Source organism: Vibrio sp. D401a (assembly GCF_030248515.1).
In the GTDB taxonomy this organism is placed as follows: Bacteria; Pseudomonadota; Gammaproteobacteria; order Enterobacterales; family Vibrionaceae; genus Vibrio; species Vibrio rotiferianus.
In genome coordinates this window covers 1-18933 of sequence record NZ_JAHGAI010000042.1, presented here as the reverse complement: position 1 = coordinate 18933, position 18933 = coordinate 1, and the positions used below count along the sequence as shown (strand labels likewise).

The following is an 18933-nucleotide window of genomic DNA, read 5'->3' as shown; positions in this document are numbered from 1 at the left end:
TCTGGCCTTTTCAGGACGATATCTACAATGTCCAATGTGATTTATATTGATAATGCGCTTTTTCGACTAACTCAGGATTCGGACTCAATTCGAGTCTTAGAGCCTTACATCCGAGTAAGAGAAGAAATCAACCGTCGCTTTAACCCAATTGCTGGTGGCAGTGATTGGGAGGCAGTTAAAGAAAACTGTGAAGTGCTAGCACGTGGCCCTGGGATTGATTTTATGATGTGCGGCTACTACACAGTGGCATGTCTAAAGACTCAAGGCTTGACTGGCTTCGCTACGGGCTTAGAGCTATTAAGCAGTAGTCTAGCGAATCAGAGTGGCGGTGATACAAAAACAGCCAAAATGCGTAAAGAGCTTCTCGATTGGGTCAACGGGCGTGTTGTCCAAGAGCTGAAAGCGTTGAAACCGGATCACGGTACTCTCCGTGAACTGTATCGAGCAGAGCGATTTTGCGATCGTTTACACCAATTAGTTGAGAAGCAAAGTACCGACTATAAAGTCGATTTTGAAGGAGTGGGGTTCGCGCTTTTTGAACATATTGACCGCATAGAAACCCAATACCACAATTTGCTGAAGAAACAGGAGCGAAGTGAACCACCTAAGCTAAAGTTCTGGCAAAAAGGACTCGGCGTGTCAACGATAGCGGCGTGTGCTGTCGTTGTGGGTGTATTGGCCGGATGGAAAGGTTGGCCATGGTACCACTCTACACCTTATGGGCAGCCTCAGCTTATTAGCAAAATAAATGATACGCAGCAGGCTAAGTTGTTTGTTGAGCAGTCTTCCGACAAGCAACGAGCACGTTGGCAAAAAGATCTTGTTCCATTATATGGCGAAGCACTAGAGCACGACATGTTGGAATCATTCTCCGATTCCAAACGACAAGCGATGGCTCATGTTCAACTGCTTAAAACGTTATATCCTCAAGATGATAAAACAACACAGCTCGACGCAATGTTTTCAGAGCAGCAGCAAGTAGCACTAGAACAAACCGAGTTATTTGTTGCTAAGTTCAGTGACATTCGAACTAAGATGGCTAACATTTCCTTACTAGCGAAGCGTGGAAAATGGCGAGACTTACAAAAGCAAACCAAATCCTTGGAGGCCTTTGCCATTAGCTTATCTCCAATCTACGGGCGTGTGGATTATGTTCAAGAACTCATAAAAAACGGTGAGCTAGAAACCGCTGAAAAAGAGTTTGATATTCTTAAAGATCGGCTTAACAACCTTAGCTGGAAGATAGCTGTATTAGAACAGGAAATTGATAGTTCCGGCAGTATCATTCAATAGGATGAATTGATTATATTTTTATAGCGAACCAATTAGGTTCGCTATTTATTATATTAAAAGCACGTGAATGCTGATTATGGGAAAGGAAAATTCCTCTACAGAAAAGCAGGATGCTCAAATATATGGAATAGATAATGAGCTTTATATTTCATTGGTCTGCAAAAATGCAGCAAGCTTTTGTTGAATTTGAGCATACAATGGGCGTGCATCGTGGTTTCCCCATCGTTTGCAGTACACCAGTCCCCTCTGAGGTTCTTGAACAATACGACGGAGTATTGCCTAAAAATCTGCTGACCTATTGGGAGCGTCATGGCTGGTGTGGGTATAACAACGGTTTGTATTGGACGGTAAATCCCAACGACTACCGAGACATTATTGAGCGCTTATCAGCAATTAGTCAGTTTGATGACCCGTCGGAGAATTTTGTGATAGCCAGAGGGGCATTTGGTGATCTGGAAATTTGGAATCGCAAACGAGGTGATGTCATGTCTTTCTGCCCAGTGATTGGGCTACTGCATCAGTGGCACACCGATGAAATGCCAGAGCAAAGTGAAGAAGAGTTGGAATTAGATATGGCTCTTTTTTTTGAAAGCGCTTCAAGCTATGACCAAGACCAAGAAGATGAAAATGACGAACTTTTGTTTGAACAAGCTTTAGAAAAGCTCGGCCCTTTAGCGGAAAACGAAATGTATGCGTTTGTTCCAGCGACTTGTTTAGGTGGAAAGTGGCTTTTGGAAAATCTGCAAAAAGTGGATATCACCACCCACATAGAAATGTTAATGAATCTTGAAGAGCCGAATATTAATATCATGCGCTAGTTTCATTACTTGGATAAATAGACGACAAGTTAAATCCGTTCATCGGTTAAAGGGCTGGCAACAATTCATTCAACGTGCTTTGAAAAGAGAATGCCACGCCTTAGCTAAATAGAGAGCTAACACTATGCCAAGAGCGAGCTTAGAATTCGCCGCAACATTATACCAAGAGCAGAACGAACTATTAGAAAGCATGCGGGATGATAATGATAGTGTGCTTGATGCGATTTATGATGCGCAAAAGCGTTATGATGATTATGTACGAAAATTATCAACTCAGCCAGAAATCGTGGCGGCGGTGCCTAGTTTTGTAAACGACCGATACAATAGATATTTTCAAGCGGCAGCATGGCATGTGGTGTATTTGTCTCAAAATACCGATGTGCTTGATCAGATGCTTATGCTCAAAACCTCTAAGTGGACGGACCATAGAAGCTTTCATTTTTTGGAAGACAAAGAAGCCGATTTTATTATTAATTATTTGAAAACTAAAGGTGAAAAAGAGGAGGGATGGTTGTTTCGTGTGAGTAACTACATTTCACGCAATCGCCGAGCCGAACATTTAGATCTGTTTGTACGTGAAGGAAAGTTTCGTTTTCCAGGAGATTTTTGGGATGTTGTTGGTTACTTTAATACCGCTCAATCGGCACAGCTCATAAAAGAATTAGAGCGACTGAGTGGGAAAGAGACTTTAACTCGTCAGTTGCTATTACTGCAACAGCATGATGCTTGGGAACGAGTTAAAGCACTAAAAGGGGTTGAAAGTAACTTTGGCGATACTTTAGCTCGTTATGGTACGCCTGATGATTTGGACTTGTTTACGCAGTTTATCGAATCCACACCTTTAGACCTTAGGTATCCTTATTTAGATACAATTGTTTCTTTTGGTAATTTACGTGCCTTAACTTGGTTGTTCGGTCAGCTCAAGCATTCGGATGCGGTCTATCGTGCAATTTGCTTTCAAAAAATGTGTGAGTTCTTTCCTGAAGAGTTGGATGATGACCCTGACTTTGAAGACATTTTAGAAGTGTATGAGGACACTCTGTCGCTTGAGGGTGAAGAGGAAGAAGAGTGGGAAGATCGAGTCCCAGAATCAGCGTATCTTCAATCGTTATGGGTTGATGTTCAAAGTAACGTGTTAGCCATCAGAGACATCAATAAGCGCTATGATGGAGCAGGAGAGCGTGATCATGAGTTTGACTTACTCTATATTCTTCGCACCAACCGGTACAACGGGATACGAAGTCGATTAGATACATTGTTTGAAGACCTTATCATGTACACGGGACAATATTTCCCTTTCGATTGTGATGCCTATATGGAAAAGCAGGATGCTCAAATAGATGTATGGGAAAAATACCTCGTAGAAAACAGAGAAAAATACTTGCCAGGGCGTTGGGTTCGTTGGGGGGAATACATTGACTAGTTTATTAAAAATAAGCGGATGAATTCGTTACCTGTGAATATATGGAATAGATAATGAGCTTTAAATTTCATTGGTCTGCAAAAATGCAGCAAGCTTTCGAGGAGTTTGAGCATACAATGGGCGTGCATCGTGGTTTCCCCATCGTTTGCAGTACACCAGTCCCCTCTGAGGTTCTTGAACAATACGACGGAGTATTGCCTAAAAATCTGCTGGCCTATTGGGAGCGTCATGGCTGGTGTGGGTATAACAATGGCTTGTATTGGACAGTAAACCCTAACGACTATCGAGACATTGTTGAGCGCCTATGTGCGATTAGTCAGTTAGATGACCCGTCGGAAACATTTGTGATAGCCCGGGGGGCGTTTGGAAATCTGGATATCTGGAACAGTAAGCGCGGTAATGTGATGTCTTATTATCCGGTGATAGGGCTACTGCATCAGTGGCACGTCGAAGAAATGCCAGAGCAAACTGAAGAAGAGTTGGAATTAGACATGGCTCTTTTTTTTGAAAGCGCTTCAAGTTATCGACATGACCAAGTAGACGAATATGAAGAACCTCTGTTTGAACGAGCTTTAGAAAAGCTCGGCCCTTTAGCGAAAAACGAAATATATGCGTTTGTTCCAGCGACTTGTTTAGGTGGAAAGTGGCTTTTGGAAAATCTGAAAAAAGTGGATATCACCACCCATATAGAAATGCTAATGGATCTGGAAGAGCCGAGCATTGATATTCTGAGCTAGTCTCATTACTTAGGAAACAAGGGCAGCATTTGGCAGGTCGTGTTGCTCCTATTTTTCTTAATCACTTATCTCTCCTTTTTATTGTGACTCTTAAGTGTGGTGGATTCTTTCCAATTCAGATGCATACCCATAAGGAGCGGAATTTTGTTTGCTGATGCCGACATAGAAGCAACGAGTTTAGAGGCAAGCAAATTTCTACTTGCCTTTGAGCAATAATTTACTCGCTCTGGGTAATTTATTACCTGTGATGAGCGTAATATCATTTTAAGTGACTGTATTTAAAGATTATAAATTTGGCATGACTCTTGATTAGTACTGACTGCATTCATATATGTTTTTGTTTTTAAACTAATTAAGGATTAAGTAATGCCAACTCCATGTTATATCTCAATTGAAGGTCAAACTCAGGGTCTAATCACTGCTGGTGCATGTACAGCAGATTCAATCGGTGACTCATTCGTTGAAGGTCATGAAGATGAGATGCTAGTACAACAGTTCGACCACAACGTTACTGTTCCAACTGACCCGCAATCTGGCCAACCTTCAGGCCAACGTGTTCACAAACCATTTAAGTTCACGGTGTGTCTAAACAAAGCGGTACCGCTGCTATACAACGCATTGGCATCAGGCGAGAAAATGACAAACGTAGAGCTAAAATGGTACCGCACCTCTATTGAAGGTAAGCAAGAAAACTTCTTCACAACCAAGCTAGAGAACGCGTCTATCGTCGATATCCACTGTGAAATGCCTCACTGTCAAGATCCTGCGAAATACGACTTCACTCAAAATGTAACAGTATCGCTTTCTTACCGCAAAATTACGTGGGATCACGTAAACGCGGGTACGTCTGGCTCTGACGACTGGCGTAAACCAATCGAGGCGTAATCCTCGTCTGTTCATCAATATTGATTTGATGTTCAGTCAGACCGGTGTGGGTGGCAACACCCACACTGGTCTTTGTTTCTCATATTAAGAAGGCACAGTTGATGGCAAAGTTAACATTCACCCTAACCGTTGAAGGATTACCAGAAGAAACATTTGTGGTTACTGGTTATCAAGGTAAAGAATCGCTATCGGATTCGAGCTTTGGCGTATCTCAGGCTTGTTATGGTTTTCGCTATAACATTGAATTGGCAAGCCGACAATCCGGTATAACCGCTCAACAGGTCGTGGATAAAACCGCCCAACTGACCATGAAACGCAATGGCGAACCCGTTCAATTTGTGAATGGTATTATTCGTCAGTTTTCTCAAGGTGACATTGGTCATCATCATACCGTTTATTCTCTAGTTTTAGTGCCGGCGCTTGAGCGTCTATCGTTACGTCAAAACAGTCGAATTTTCCAGTTAAAGACGGTTCAAGACATCATTAGCCAAATACTGGGAGAGATGGGCGTAGCGGATTTTAGTTTTGCACTAAAAAGATCCCTTTCTCAACGTGAATTCTGCGTTCAATATCGTGAAACAGACTTAGAGTTTGTGCACCGTCTCGCTGCAGAAGAGGGGATTACCTATTACATTGAACAAGCCGATGGCAAACATACGGTTGTGTTCTTTGACGACAGCGCTTTGATTAGCAAGTATGGCGCGCCTGTATTACACAATGGCTTGGCAGGCGGACAATCGGGTGAACCCTTTGTTTCCCAATTTAAAATTGAACATCAAAGCGAGCCAAGTCACCTCACTTTCAAAGATTACAGCTTCAAAAAGCCAAGCTATGGCTTTTTGCAAGAGCAGCAAGGTGCAGACCTGAGCTTCCAACAAAGCAGCTACGAACATTACGACTTTCCAGGGCGATACAAAGATGATGGCTCTGGTATCGCCTTTAGCCAACTTCGTCTCGAATACTTACGCCGAGAATCAAACCTAGGGCATGGTAAAAGTAACCACCATGCACTCCAAGCTGGGGTTAAATTTGATTTAAGTGAAAACCTAGAAGCGAGCGCAAACCGCGATTGGATTGTAGTTGCGGTGACGCATCAAGGTACCCAACCTCAAGCGCTAGAAGAAGATGGTGGCCACGGAGCAACCACGTATTCGAATCAATTTACCGTTATCCCCGCAAACAAGACGTGGCGAGCGAAGCCTCAACCGAAACCGCAAGTTGATGGCCCAATGATAGCGAAAGTAGTCGGCCCCGCGGGCGAAGAGATCTACTGTGACGAACATGGCCGGGTAAAAGTGCATTTTCCATGGGATAGAGAAAGCGAACAAAACGAGCATAGCTCATGCTGGGTGCGCGTATCTCAGGGTTGGGCAGGGGCTCAATATGGTTTCATGGCTGTACCACGTATTGGTCATGAAGTTATTGTCTCGTTTTTACATGGCGATCCAGATCAGCCGATCATCACAGGCCGCACTTATCATGCGACAAATGTGACGCCGTATATGTTACCAAACCATAAAACTCGGACCGTAATAAAAACCCAAACCCATCAGGGAGAAGGTTCTAATGAAATCCGATTTGAAGATCAGGCCAGCATTGAGCAGATTTTCATTCACGCGCAAAAAGACCAAGACATCGTTACCGAGAACAATCATCGAGAGCTTGTGGGTGTAGATCGACACTTGAGAGTAGGTCGAAACTGGTTGCAAATGATCACTGAAAACGTCAATCGAATGGTTGGCAAAAATGTGATTGAAGAATTTGGTCAAGATCATCAGATCAAAATTGGCAGAGATGTCATTAAGCAGATTTTAGGCAAGATAAGTCAGCACGTTGTAGGCGGAATTATCTCTAAGATTGATGGAAGTACAGTCACTCAAATTGGCGCATCTGAAGAAAAAGAGATTGGTGCCAACCAACGTGTGAGTGTTGCAAACGAAAGTTACTTAAAAGCAACCAAAGTTGTACTAGAAGCTGGAGACTCCCTCACAATTAAGGGACCAGGTGGGTTCGTTAAAATTGATGGCGGTGGGGTAACTATTTCAGGAACCAAGGTCAAAATTAACGAAGGTGGTTCACCCGATACTGGTACAGCTCCTGCTATGATCAAGCCGCAAGACCCTGATAAACCTCAAGAACCTGATGGTCCGGATGAGAGGGGGTAATCATGCCGAGTGCAGCAAGGTTAGGTGACAGCGGCGGTGGTCACGGATGTTTCCCTGCCACGCCTATTATAGCGGGCAGTGGTGATGTATCTATTAATGGTAAACCAGCAGCTCGAAAAGGGGATGCGGTTTTACTCCACGCTTGTCCGTGCCCTTATAAGCCACATGGTGTCCATGGGCGTAGTATATCTGCTGGTTCGTCAAACGTTTCAATAAACGGAAAGCCAGCAGCTCGTGTCGGGGATGCTATTGATTGTGGTGGCTCTGTTGCATCAGGCTCGGGAAATGTATTCATTGGGGACACGCCATATCAGTCTCCAACACATGAATGTGGTGAAGGCGCAAGCGGGGAAAAAATTCCATTCTTGCGTATCCTACCGATGGCGACGCCAAAGCCCGCTTTTTGGGCGAAAGCGCCTTTCATACCCGAGCAATTTGCTGAGCTAGCAAAGCAGCAGGTGAAAACGCAACTGACAGAAGTTCAACCCGGCGCCTTGCCTCCTCTGGCTGAAGAGATTGTTAACTCGGTAAAAAACGGTGCGTCGAAAAAAGAGATGTTGGCGCTGCTAGAAGGTGAAACCACCAAGGCGATGCGACGTAAAGCACGAGAAGCCATTACAGAACAAGCGAGAGCTAAGGCCCCTGAGAAGGCAGAACGCTTTAGTAAAGATATGGATGCCGCTGAAAAAGCCATGCTTAGTGACCACATCTACACACTAGATAAACCAGTTGATGAACTAGATGATAGGCGCAAGCAACTAGCAGTTGATTTTGATAACGACTCTGGTTGGTCGTTGGCGAGTGATGAAGATTTGGATGAATTAGGATTATCTAAAGAACACCTACGAGTTGGAGACACTAATTTTAAAGCCGAAGTATATATGCCAGATACAGATGTGTTTGGTGATGACTCGAAACCAGTTTTGGTCTTTCGTGGTACTGAAAATGGAGAAGATTGGCTGAACAATATAAGGCAAGGTTTGAACAGAGAGAATGATTCTGATTATTACAAGCAAGCTGTAAAGATCGGTAAAATATTAAGAAAGAATGGTCTACCTGTGGAAATCGCAGGTCATTCTCTCGGAGGTGGGTTATCGTCAGCAGCCTCTAAGGCGGGTAATTTCTCCACGACAACATTTAACAGTGCAGGACTGCACAAGAAGACAGTAGCACGATATGGTGTTGGAGATGAACATCAAGGGAGTGATGACAATATTACTCGTTATCGGATTGACGGAGAACTTCTGACCTACTTACAGGAAGATGCCCTTTTGATTAACCGCGTGGCTCCAAGTGCTATTGGAAACACAACCCATAGCTTACCGAAACCTAAATCACTGACTTTGACAGCAGCAGGGGTTGGGGGGGCAATAGCCGCTGGTTTGGGATCGCGAGGAGCCATGATTGGAGCCCTAGCTGGGGGCGCTATTGGTTACGCTGGTGTTAAAGGAAAAGAAAAGCTCGACTTACATGGGATGGATATGATGCGAGAGGCGATAGAAGAACGTAAAGTGAACGACTTACATTCACTTGCAAAGCAGGCCTAATCTATGGCTCGTAGTTTAAGTTATTTAATTCTAGTAGCTATTTTGTGTTCATTTAATGCTGTGTCTGGAGGACGAAGTATGTCAAATAAAGAACCTAAACCTGAGACTTTTTTTTCGGGAGAGTTGTTACCCATTGCCCAAGCGATAAAGAGTAACGATATTGATAGGGCTAAAGAACTTTCCAAAAATCTAGACAACATCGATAAAACTGGTTTCGAAAACTTTACGCTTCTAGCATTTTCGGTAGCGGATTCAAATGCTGCAGCGATCCATATGCTAATGGAGCTTGGGGCTGACCCTGCCCATCAAATAGGTAGACATAAAGATAGGGGGACAATTGGCTCCTTTTCAATGTGGAATCGAAGCACGGAAGCGCTAAGAGCTCTGCTTGAGTCAGGGATGGACCCTGATCAAAGAGAAACTGATAGAACATTGATTTATAAAGTTCCTGAACTTAGAGACAATGACTCGCTCAAGCTTCTCGTTGAGTTTGGTGCTGATGTAAATGCCAGAGATCGCTTAGGCCAAACGCCTTTATTTGATTTTATTAATGTTAGTTTCGATGAGGCGTTATATCTGCTGGACCATGGTGCGGATCCTTTTGTAATGGATAGATCAGGAATGACAACGGCTTATTCTGTTCAGGATGAGCTTAATAATATGGATAAGTCTACAGAGGCTTACCAAAAAATGCTTACCATCCAACAGAAGATGATAGATCTTGGTGTGAAGTTTCCGGCACTAACCCCTTACGGCGAGCGTTTTCGTAATGACATCGTCTATTGCAAAGAGCCTAGGGGATATCGACCGCGTTCAGAGTGTAAGGTTGAAGGAGTGAATAGATTTCTAAAGCCTCAATCTGAAGAATCCAAGTTGGCTGATGAAAAGATTCTACGCGAGCGTTATGGAATTAACGCAAAGTTGTAGCCCTCGAAGGTTCAGTAAAGTGCTAAAAGTTGCCTTATGGTTATTAGTTTTTGCACTGTGCTCTGTTCTTACCAGCAAGGTTGTGGATGCAATGTCGATAGTTGATAGTAAACCTTATCCTTCTGCCTTTTTCTCAGGTGAACTGTTACTTGTGGCACAGGCAATAAAAGAAAAAGAGCTCAAAAAAGCCAAGAAGCTAGCAGAAGCATTACCTGATATTGATGCGCCGGGCAAAGAGAATTTTACCCTGTTAGCTTTTGCCGTGGCTGATAACAATGTTCCAGCCATTAAAATGTTGATGGCGTTAGGAGCTGATCCTGCTCACCAAATAGGTAAACACAAAGATAGAGGAACAATTGGTTCCTTTTCGATGTGGAATCGAAGCACGAAAGCGCTAAGAGCTCTGCTTGAGTCAGGGATGGACCCTGATCAAAGAGAAACTGATAGAACATTGATATATAAAGTTCCTGAACTTAGAGACAATGACTCGCTCAAGCTTCTCGTTAAGTTTGGTGCTGATGTAAATGCCAGAGATCGCTTAGGTCAAACTCCCCTCTTCAACTTTGTATTAGCGAGTTTTGATGAAGCTATATACCTTTTAGAAAATGGCGCCGACCCATTTGTAATGGATAAGGCTGGTGTGACATTGGCTTATTCAGTACAAAATCGCATAGAAAACATGTCTAGTGAGTTAGAAGCGTACCAAAAAATGCTTACCATCCAACAGAAAATGACAGAGCTTGGTGTGACGTTTCCTGCACTCACTCCTTATGGCGAGCGTTTTCGTAATGGCATCGTCTATTGCAAAGAGCCTAGGGGATATCGACCTCGTGCAGAGTGTAAGGTTGAGGGGGTGAATAGATTTCTAAAGCCTCAATCTGAAGAATCCAAGTTGGCTGATGAAAAAATCTTAAGAGAGCGTTATGGCATTGACGTGCATCTGTAAACGTTGCTTAAAGGGTGTTGGTAAGTGGATAACTTAAAGTCGATTTTTGAAGTTCTCTCCGAAACGGAAGAGGGCACGCTGTATGTCATTTTCGATCAAGTGCAGCACCCTGAAGCGAATGAGTTTTGGCAAACGATGAGGCTGCGCTCTGATGTCGAGTGGTGTTACTTATGGCAAGACAGTCAGTATATGCAGTATCAAGATGCATCTCCGGTATTGATTACCATTGCTGATGGTAACCCTGGTGAAAGCTTATTGTATTGGTTGAACGACTATACCGAACATTATGAACGACTCGGAGTCGTTGGTCGCTATAACGGCAGCTTAAAACAAATTTATCAGCATTGGCGAAATTGGTTGTCTGTGCTTTATCCAGACGGGCAGGAAGCGTTATTACGTTTCTATGATCCGATGGTTATTGCCTCTTTTTACTCAGTCTTAACAGATATCCAAAAACAAGCTTTTAAAGGTGAACATTACCAGCTTTACACACCTAGTCTTAACGAGGATAAGCCACACCTCTGCGCAGTTATGAGTGGAGAAGTAGCGGGTGAGCCGACGGAAGAGCTAAACCAACAATCGATGACCTACCCAGTCAAGTTGACTCCTAGCCAGTACAGTCTGTTTTTCTATCCGGAGAGGTTGGACTCGCTGATTGATTCTCTGCATAACAAACTAGCACCGAATTATGCATGGTTGCTACCAAGAGAAAATGTTGCCATCCGATTCAACGAAGGGCTAGAACTTGCAGCACAAAAGTACCCAGATACCGATGCTCTCGGAAGGGAAACTTTTGCCTTGTATCGGTTTTATTTGGGTGACAAGTTCGATGAACACCCAGATTTTTATGATTTGTTAGCCCATCACTCATTGAGAAATGCAATTGGCAAGTTTGACGAAAAATACCAAGGTCGCAGCGAAGAACTCATGAATTATCGAACAGAAGGTTGGCTAGGCATGGAAGGAAAAGCAGGTTTCGAGTCATGATGAATCAATGGCCAAATATTGCAGAAATTTCGCGCCAAGAGTGGCAAGAGAGAGCAAAACAAAAAGGCTGGTGGCTTTTAGTCGATTCAGCCATAAACTCGGACGTGTTGAACTTTATCCCTGCACCTCAAACTCAAAGTCGATTGTACTGGGATGAAATGGGCGAAGTTCACGCCTCTATTTCACCTTACTTGATACCAATGCATTCCATTGACTGGCTAGATGAAAACATTACCCATAAGTCAAACTGGGGAATGGCAATTCAGATTAATGAAGCTTTTCATGATGAGACGTTAGACAGACAACAAGAGATATTGCTCAGTCATTTACGAACTTGGTCATTGGCGCAAGCTCCCGAGCAGGAAGTGGCGATACTGCGGATCAATGACTGGAGCATTTTCCATGTTTTGTGGGATGCGACAGCTGCGGAGAAACAGCCCGAGTTAAAAGGACCGATCCAATCGCTCTGCTATTGGGAGGCCGAAGATGAATCAGCATTCATGAGTAGCCTTACCGGAGACATGAATCCAGAGGTGCTTGTAAAAACGCCCATTCAACTTACGGATGAGCAATACCTTGGTTTGTCTAATTGGGCTGACCGACATCAACACCAAAAATATCGTGAGCACTTGCAGCAACATCATCAGGATACTCACCAATGGAGTGAGGATGAGTGGAAAGCATTTTTGTCGCAGCAAACCAAACAAGCAAGAGATTACGGGTTTGAGCAACCTAACGATGTGGTGCGTTATTTAAGTCTCTCTGTCGTAATGGGGAAAGAGTTTATTGATACCTCTTGGGCAAAAGAAGTACTGAGTAAGCCTAGCCACCAAGGTAAAAAAAGTCACATGGACCAGCTATTTGCTCAAGCATTGAAACAATTAAACGAGGAGTCGTCGACATCATGAGCCAGAATAAGCACACGGAGCTAATGAGTAGTGCGCAAGCCGCTGAGCTTAATTTCTCTACGGACAATGTCAAAGAAGGCAACTGCAAAGAGTGCAATTGTGAAGTATTTGTACGTTGTCATTATGACGACGATAGCCCGATAAAAGAAGCGCCTTATACCCTAGTTGACAGCAAGAAAGGCGAAACGACCGGGCAAACAGATGAAAACGGCTTACTAAAAGTTATCAATATGCCTTGTGGTGGCTATGAGTTGTTTTTGGGAGAAGGCACCGATGCTTATGAGCCAAAGGACGTACTGACAAATAACCCTGCTCTGCAAACTAACCCAGAATATGCCGCCATCACAGGTGAGTACTTTGCGCTTTATACTATTTTAAATAGAAAAGGTTACCTCACTTACGATGCAGACGACAGCGACGAAGATGAAGTTGACGTTGATGGTGTGGGTATCATGTCGATGTTTGGCGTTGCTCCAGACGGATATGAAGAAGCGTACAAGCGATTCTGGGAACTCCATGAAGAGATTAACGACGGGCCAACCTCGCTAAAAGAAGCCGTAAACCGTGCACATTGTGGCCTAGCGGGTGAAGTTGCTGGACAAGCGAAAGACAACGAAGCCTTGATCTTATTCTGCGAAGTTGCACTTGGCTTTGTGCCGGTAGTCGGTCAGGCAATGGACCTCTACGACCTTGGTGGCTGGGGCTGGAAAACTTATGAAGGTAAAAATCTTGATGAGTGGCACTGGGCGGAAGGTGCGCTTATTTCGTTGGGTTTTGTCCCAGGTTTGGGCGATGCCGGTAAAAAAATTGGTTTAACGATCCTGGATACGCTCAAAAAAGCCGATCCGGGTGTTATACAGCTAGCAATAAAAAAAATTCGCAGCCTATCAAACGGTAACATTGTTAAGTACTTAATGAGTTTTGGCGACAAGCTCGATGAGGTGGCTGCTGAAGCGGATGTCCTGCTTAACAACATCATTAACGGTTTGACCAAAGTTCTTAAGGATTCAGCGAATAGCAGCTGGATTGTTTTAATGATGAAAAGCGAATTTGCGTTCTTCATTAAAGCGATGAAGGATTTAAAGAAAAAGATCAAAGAGTCCATTGATTGGATGCGTGGCAAAATTGATGAGTTCACAAAACTTGTATCAACGCGAATTCCAGGAACTGCAGCACCTAAAAACACCAAGCCAACACCAGACAGTGCTAACGCAAGTAAATCTGACCCAAGCAAAAGACAGTCAGAGAAAGGTGATGGCACGAAAGGCCCAGATGCAGAGGAAGGAGCTAAGTCAAAAGAAAGCTGCCAGCCTACGAATAAACAATGTGCAGGCAGTGACCCAGTAGACTTGTTGACCGGTAAAACTTACGAGATCCGAGAAGACTTTGTTGTTCCAGCAAGGTTACCCCTTAAGCAAGAAAGATACTATCAATCAGCAGGAGAGAGGGAAACAGGTCTACTAGGTAAACTCTGGCGCAGCAATTGGGATATAAGCCTAACGGTTGAAGGCTCAATCGTTAAATTTATAGATAAAGACTATTCAATAGCCTTTTTTGACGCACCTTATCAAGGTTCACCGACTCGTTCAGATTTAATGCCGCAATGGCGATTACATCGCGGTGAACACGGTGATTTATTCTTAAAAAACAAGAACGGCCTTGAGTATCATTTTGAATATGCAGTCGGCACAACACTACGCCTTACTAAACAGCAAGATGCGTATGGAAATGCTACACAGTTTGTTTACGATCGTGGTTGTTTAAAGTGGGTGGTACTTTGCGATGGGCGGCTAATCCAAGTTGAAACGCAAAGAAATCGAATTCAAACACTCACGCTATGTGAAGCAGATAAAACGCCAACGGTTGTGCTTGCGCGGTACAGCTATGACAAAAATGGATTTTTACTGTCTGTCCGTGCGGATGCAGGACGCAGTTTTGACTATCAATACAGTAAAGAAGGTTACTTAACGCGCTGGAATGATCTTTCTCAAACCTGGGTAGAGCACGATTATGACGATAAGGGGCGCTCCATTGCGACACGATGCTCTGGCGGCTACTGGGATGATGGGATCACCTACGATGATGAAAACCATATTCACTACTATCATCGGGCTTTTGGTGGTACCCAAGCGCTTCACCTTGATGATCAAAACAGACCTCTGCAAATTGTTGATGAATTTGGCAATCCAACCAAAAGTGTTTGGCAAGATGATCTTCTGATTAGTGAAGAAAACGCACTCGGTGAAACCGTTCAATACACCTACGACGATTGGGGTAACGTAACCAGTGCTATTGAGCCAAATGGTGCAGAACACGCCTACGAGTACAATGAACAAGGTTGGTTGCTGTGCTACACAAACCCAATGGGTGCGCTTTGGTCTTATGAATACAACAAGTATGGTGACGTAACTGCCATTACGGATCCAGAAGCGCGCCAAACCCAAATTAGCTATACCGAGTTTGGTCAGCGTGCGACCGTAACAGGGCCTGACGGTTCAACAACACATTACTCTTACTATAACAATGGCTTGTTGGCACGGGTTGAGCCGCCTGTCGGTTACGGTATGGACTTGTTCTACGACAAACAAGGCCGTCTTATCAAGCGCGTGACAGACAATAAGCAAGTGCGTGAATGGGTCTACGAGAAGAACAGCAAGCAACCCTGTCGAATTCAGTACGAAGATGGTACTAACGCTCACTTTGAGTACGATATTGAAGGCAACCTTACCAAAGCGACAGACGCGCTTGGCAATAGCCAACATTTCAACTACGGGCCTTTCGATAAGCTATCTAAGGTGGTTGACCCACTTGGCGCTGTGACACAATATCACTATAACGCGGAAGCCGAGTTTGCCGGCGTCACCAACAGCCATGGTCAAAAGTGGTACTACGACTTCGATAAAGGTGGACGAGTGGCTGCTGAACACCACTATGATGCCCGTGTCGAGCACTATCAGTATGATGCGGCAGGTCGACTGAATCGCCATATCAAGCCCGATGGTGTACAGCACAGTCACAGTTACGATCCTTCAGGAAAACTACTCGAGACGGTGACGCTCGATCACAACGAGCAACAATTGGCTAAAGCTTGGTATGAGTATGATGCCGCCTCTCGCTTAACCTACACCGAAAATGGTGATGCATGGGTATCCTTTGCTTACAGCCAATCCGGGCTGCTATTGGAAGAAAACCTCAATGGTACCCCAATCGTTCATGAATACGATGAACATGGCCGCCGCATTGGCTCTTCAGGCAGTAAAACCGCGCGACAATATCAATGGTCTAAGCACCAATTACAGCAACTGTCTGTAGGCGAACATACCCCGCTGCAATTTGCGTATCACCCCGGTGGGCAGGAGCAAACCCGCGCAACAGAGCAGGGGTTTAGCCTTCACCATCAATGGAGTGAAACAGGGTTACTGTTGCAACAACAGCTTGGCACCAATGGTGATAGCTTGCGCCAATATCAATACGATGCCCTCGATAGGCTGGTGGGCATTGACGATGCCAAACGCGGTCAATCTAGGTTCAGTTTAAACGCTAATGGACAAGTTCAAGCCGAACGCCAGCAAAAGACGTGGGAAAGTCAGCAACGGTTTGTACACCTGTTTGGTTACGACAGTGAGCTTAACCTGAACAAACAAGGCTTTGCGACTGAATACGGTGATAGCGACAGCAATGTAGTCTCGCTCGATGACGCACGAGTAAAACGCCAATCTCGCCAATACGATAAGGCGGGTCGTGTATTGGATACGGGACGATTCCGTTATCACTACGACATGTGTGGTCGCGTGGTCGAGAAAACCGAATACAAAGACGGCTTCCGACCAAAAACCACCCGTTTTGTTTGGAGTGGGGATGACAGGCTCACACATATAGAACTGCCCAATGGTAGGCGGTACCGCTACCGTTATGACCCGTTGGGCAGGCGAGTCGCAAAAGAGTGTTTAAGCACCCAACGAATTACTGAGTATTTGTGGGATGGGGCGAACATTGTCCAGCACAGCCAAAAGACCGCCGATGGCAGTGTTATTCAGGAAATCGAATACCTGTACGAGCCAGAGAGTTTCCGCCCTCTCGCGCAGGTGACACACAAGGCCAACCAAGCTCCTCAGCTACACTATGTCGTGACAGACCATGCTGGCACGCCACAGGAGCTGTGCAGCGAAAATGGCGACGTAGTTTGGCAAGGTGAGCAAGCCTTGTGGGGACATTACCAACAGAAAAATGCGCTTCCTAATCATGGTTTTAGAGAAAACGCCCAGAATGATGAGCTATACTGTGACCTGCGTTACCAAGGGCAAATAGAAGACCGCGAATCCGGCCTTTACTACAACGTTAATCGCTATTACGATGCAGACAGTGGCCAGTACCTAAGCCCAGACCCAATAGGCTTTTCGGGTGGGTTAAGGCCACAGGCGTATGTGTTTAACCCGCTGGAGTGGGTTGACCCGTTGGGGTTAATGCCTCTGCATAATCCGGTAAATCAGGGCCACCATATGGTTCCTCATTCTGTTGCTAGTCATATGGGAATATCACCATTTAACTCACAGCAAGGGGTGCCAGCCATGTATTGGGATGATAATCAATGGACTGGTTTAGAGCATAGCGCTATGCATGGTTACAACGGTATTGGGACCCAAACTAAACCTTTAGTAAAGCCAGCGTCAGTTGATAAAGCAAAGCTTACTCCAGATGAATGGATGGCAAGCCTCAAAGCTCATTATGAGAATCCCGAACTAAGTGGGATTAGAGGAGATTTGCATCTTATAGATGGAGCTGGGAACAAAGGTGAATTGATAGCTAAAAATGTAAGTCCAGCTGAAGCTTGGGAGCATACTATAAAATGGGGAGAGAAGAAAAAATGTCCATAAAAATTGATGCCGCATATCTGTACGATATTAATGACTTGCTGAAAAACACTACTTTTTTGCCAACAGGTGGGAGTGTTGTTTCTAGTGAAATACAAGAACTGGGTGTCCGGAGAAAGTGTATTCTAGAAACAGAGGTTGTAAATGAATCAGCGATAGATGTCAGCAATTCTGTTGTTGAGGTATTTACTGGTGTGTTTGAAGCAGTTTCGAACGAGGCCGTCATCTTCAGTAACGATGAGATTAACCTTAGAGTTGTAATCAATAATTTGGATGCTGGTGTTCTGTACCACTACAAACTTTTAGCTGAAATACAAACACCAGAAGTAGCTAAAAAGTCTCCTGAAGTTGTGTCAGAGTCTGCTATTCGAGAATCTGAGATACTAAGTTTGAGATTTGTATTTTGTAGTAGTGATTTTGAGCTGAATAGAGTTGATGAACTGTCGTATGTTTATGATAGTTACAATGAATTAGGTTTTTTTGCAACTGACATTGATAAACTTAATAAATTTTTTAATGAGTCAGACATGAATATTGGTAATGACTTAATCGAAGAATTTACAACAACTGAGTTGGCGGGAAGTATTTTTGATGAAGGGTTAGGTATCTTATGTTGGGGGGGAACGCCATGGACTTACTTTGTTCGTTCTGAAAACGACTTCACAATATATGGTGATGACTCCGGCTACGAAGGTAATTACTATCTAAGAGAAGACATTATCGAACTTTCCATTATCCCTGGGCAAGCTCTTAGAAATTGGAGCCATTGCAACTCTATAACTTGGCCGAAGCTGAAAATTTTCGGTGATGGGAAGTATGTTAGTGCGAAGGTTTTAGTTAAGAATGAATTAGTAACACCTGAAAGGGAGAAGTTGGGATTCTTTTCTCCAATACCAACATATTTATTAATCAGGCATAATGATTCCAGTAGTGTAAGCCCATTGTTGTACTCAAAAATTCTATAATATTTATTACCAAGCTTCGTTAAAAGTGGTCTAACCTCAAAGCCTAGACCATTATTTAGCTATTCATTAAAAACTAAAATAAAACGGACAGGCACTCCTGAAGAAAACTCTTACTAATACAGCGCGATGCCTTGGTTGGCTCTTGTCACGATAGGTAAATGGCCAAATCTAGGGAGTAGCCAGTGATATGAAATAATATGAAATAACAAGGACAGGCACTGCTATAAAGGCCAAATGCTTATACAGCGCGAGGGTTTGGTTTGCCCTTGTCGCGATAGGTAAATGGTCAAATCTAGGCAGTAGCCAGTAATATTGGCACGGAATTAAGCTCTGACAATGAACAGCAGGAAATGCCAAGCGCTGACAAGTTGATTCTTTGTTTAGCTTAGGGTGTGATGATAAAAATGGGGGAGGGAAGCTAGCTATTCAATCGAAGTAAATGGATACGACGTTTGTTCAAG

General features: G+C 44.0%; 12 protein-coding genes and 1 pseudogene. All 13 read left to right on the top strand.

The genetic code is table 11. The annotated features are described in order from the left end of the window. The first annotated feature begins 27 nt into the window (after positions 1 to 27). The 13 genes and pseudogenes from KIV41_RS17130 (at position 28) to KIV41_RS17070 (ending at position 18472) form a co-directional block, all read left to right on the top strand. Complete coding sequence (locus KIV41_RS17130) at positions 28 to 1293, top strand: type VI secretion system ImpA family N-terminal domain-containing protein (RefSeq protein WP_285337091.1); 1266 nt, start codon at positions 28 to 30, stop codon at positions 1291 to 1293. Positions 1294 to 1427: 134 nt separating this feature from the next. Next, a complete protein-coding gene (locus KIV41_RS17125; RefSeq protein WP_285337090.1) occupies positions 1428 to 2111 on the top strand; it encodes a GAD-like domain-containing protein in 684 nt (227 codons plus the stop codon). A 124-nt stretch (positions 2112 to 2235) separates the two neighbouring features. Further along, complete coding sequence (locus tag KIV41_RS17120) at positions 2236 to 3534, top strand: hypothetical protein (protein WP_285337089.1); 1299 nt, start codon at positions 2236 to 2238, stop codon at positions 3532 to 3534. 53 nt (positions 3535 to 3587) lie between these two features. Further along, positions 3588 to 4271, top strand: coding sequence for a GAD-like domain-containing protein (locus tag KIV41_RS17115; RefSeq protein WP_285337087.1), 684 nt, complete (start codon positions 3588 to 3590; stop codon positions 4269 to 4271). A 366-nt stretch (positions 4272 to 4637) separates the two neighbouring features. Continuing rightward, a complete protein-coding gene (hcp-2, locus tag KIV41_RS17110) occupies positions 4638 to 5156 on the top strand; it encodes a type VI secretion system effector Hcp-2 (RefSeq protein WP_143694185.1) in 519 nt (172 codons plus the stop codon). 101 nt (positions 5157 to 5257) lie between these two features. Continuing rightward, positions 5258 to 7321 carry a type VI secretion system tip protein TssI/VgrG gene (tssI, locus tag KIV41_RS17105; RefSeq protein WP_285337085.1) on the top strand — a complete coding sequence of 688 codons (2064 nt, stop codon included), beginning with the start codon at positions 5258 to 5260 and terminating at the stop codon, positions 7319 to 7321. Between the two features lie 2 nt (positions 7322 to 7323). Further along, positions 7324 to 7620 (top strand): annotated as a pseudogene (locus KIV41_RS24840) (PAAR domain-containing protein); the annotation flags it as partial. A gap of 1326 nt (positions 7621 to 8946) precedes the next feature. Continuing rightward, a complete protein-coding gene (locus tag KIV41_RS17095; RefSeq protein WP_285337083.1) occupies positions 8947 to 9795 on the top strand; it encodes an ankyrin repeat domain-containing protein in 849 nt (282 codons plus the stop codon). Between the two features lie 19 nt (positions 9796 to 9814). Continuing rightward, complete coding sequence (locus KIV41_RS17090; protein WP_285337082.1) at positions 9815 to 10741, top strand: ankyrin repeat domain-containing protein; 927 nt, start codon at positions 9815 to 9817, stop codon at positions 10739 to 10741. Between the two features lie 24 nt (positions 10742 to 10765). Then, positions 10766 to 11728, top strand: coding sequence for a DUF4123 domain-containing protein (locus KIV41_RS17085; RefSeq protein ID WP_252042599.1), 963 nt, complete (start codon positions 10766 to 10768; stop codon positions 11726 to 11728). Beyond that, on the top strand, positions 11725 to 12636 hold the full coding sequence (locus KIV41_RS17080) for a DUF4123 domain-containing protein (RefSeq protein WP_285337080.1): 912 nt from the start codon (positions 11725 to 11727) through the stop codon (positions 12634 to 12636). Before KIV41_RS17085 ends, KIV41_RS17080 begins: the two co-directional genes overlap by 4 nt. After that, positions 12633 to 17510, top strand: a complete 4878-nt coding sequence (locus tag KIV41_RS17075) for an RHS repeat-associated core domain-containing protein (RefSeq protein ID WP_285337078.1) — start codon at positions 12633 to 12635, stop codon at positions 17508 to 17510. The genes KIV41_RS17080 and KIV41_RS17075 overlap by 4 nt, the downstream gene beginning before the upstream one ends. Continuing rightward, positions 17483 to 18472: a hypothetical protein gene (locus tag KIV41_RS17070; RefSeq protein WP_240115530.1), complete on the top strand. Its 990-nt coding sequence runs from the start codon at positions 17483 to 17485 to the stop codon at positions 18470 to 18472. The genes KIV41_RS17075 and KIV41_RS17070 overlap by 28 nt, the downstream gene beginning before the upstream one ends. The last annotated feature ends 461 nt before the right edge of the window (positions 18473 to 18933 follow it).

What these genes read in the sequence shown, in the direction of transcription:
- KIV41_RS17130 (WP_285337091.1), top strand. Translation starts at nt 28, where the DNA reads ATGTCCAATGTGATTTATATTGATAATGCGCTTTTTCGACTAACTCAG.
- KIV41_RS17125 (WP_285337090.1), top strand. Translation starts at nt 1,428, where the DNA reads ATGAGCTTTATATTTCATTGGTCTGCAAAAATGCAGCAAGCTTTTGTT.
- KIV41_RS17120 (WP_285337089.1), top strand. Translation starts at nt 2,236, where the DNA reads ATGCCAAGAGCGAGCTTAGAATTCGCCGCAACATTATACCAAGAGCAG.
- KIV41_RS17115 (WP_285337087.1), top strand. Translation starts at nt 3,588, where the DNA reads ATGAGCTTTAAATTTCATTGGTCTGCAAAAATGCAGCAAGCTTTCGAG.
- hcp-2 (WP_143694185.1), top strand. Translation starts at nt 4,638, where the DNA reads ATGCCAACTCCATGTTATATCTCAATTGAAGGTCAAACTCAGGGTCTA.
- tssI (WP_285337085.1), top strand. Translation starts at nt 5,258, where the DNA reads ATGGCAAAGTTAACATTCACCCTAACCGTTGAAGGATTACCAGAAGAA.
- KIV41_RS17095 (WP_285337083.1), top strand. Translation starts at nt 8,947, where the DNA reads ATGTCAAATAAAGAACCTAAACCTGAGACTTTTTTTTCGGGAGAGTTG.
- KIV41_RS17080 (WP_285337080.1), top strand. Translation starts at nt 11,725, where the DNA reads ATGATGAATCAATGGCCAAATATTGCAGAAATTTCGCGCCAAGAGTGG.
- KIV41_RS17075 (WP_285337078.1), top strand. Translation starts at nt 12,633, where the DNA reads ATGAGCCAGAATAAGCACACGGAGCTAATGAGTAGTGCGCAAGCCGCT.
- KIV41_RS17070 (WP_240115530.1), top strand. Translation starts at nt 17,483, where the DNA reads ATGGGGAGAGAAGAAAAAATGTCCATAAAAATTGATGCCGCATATCTG.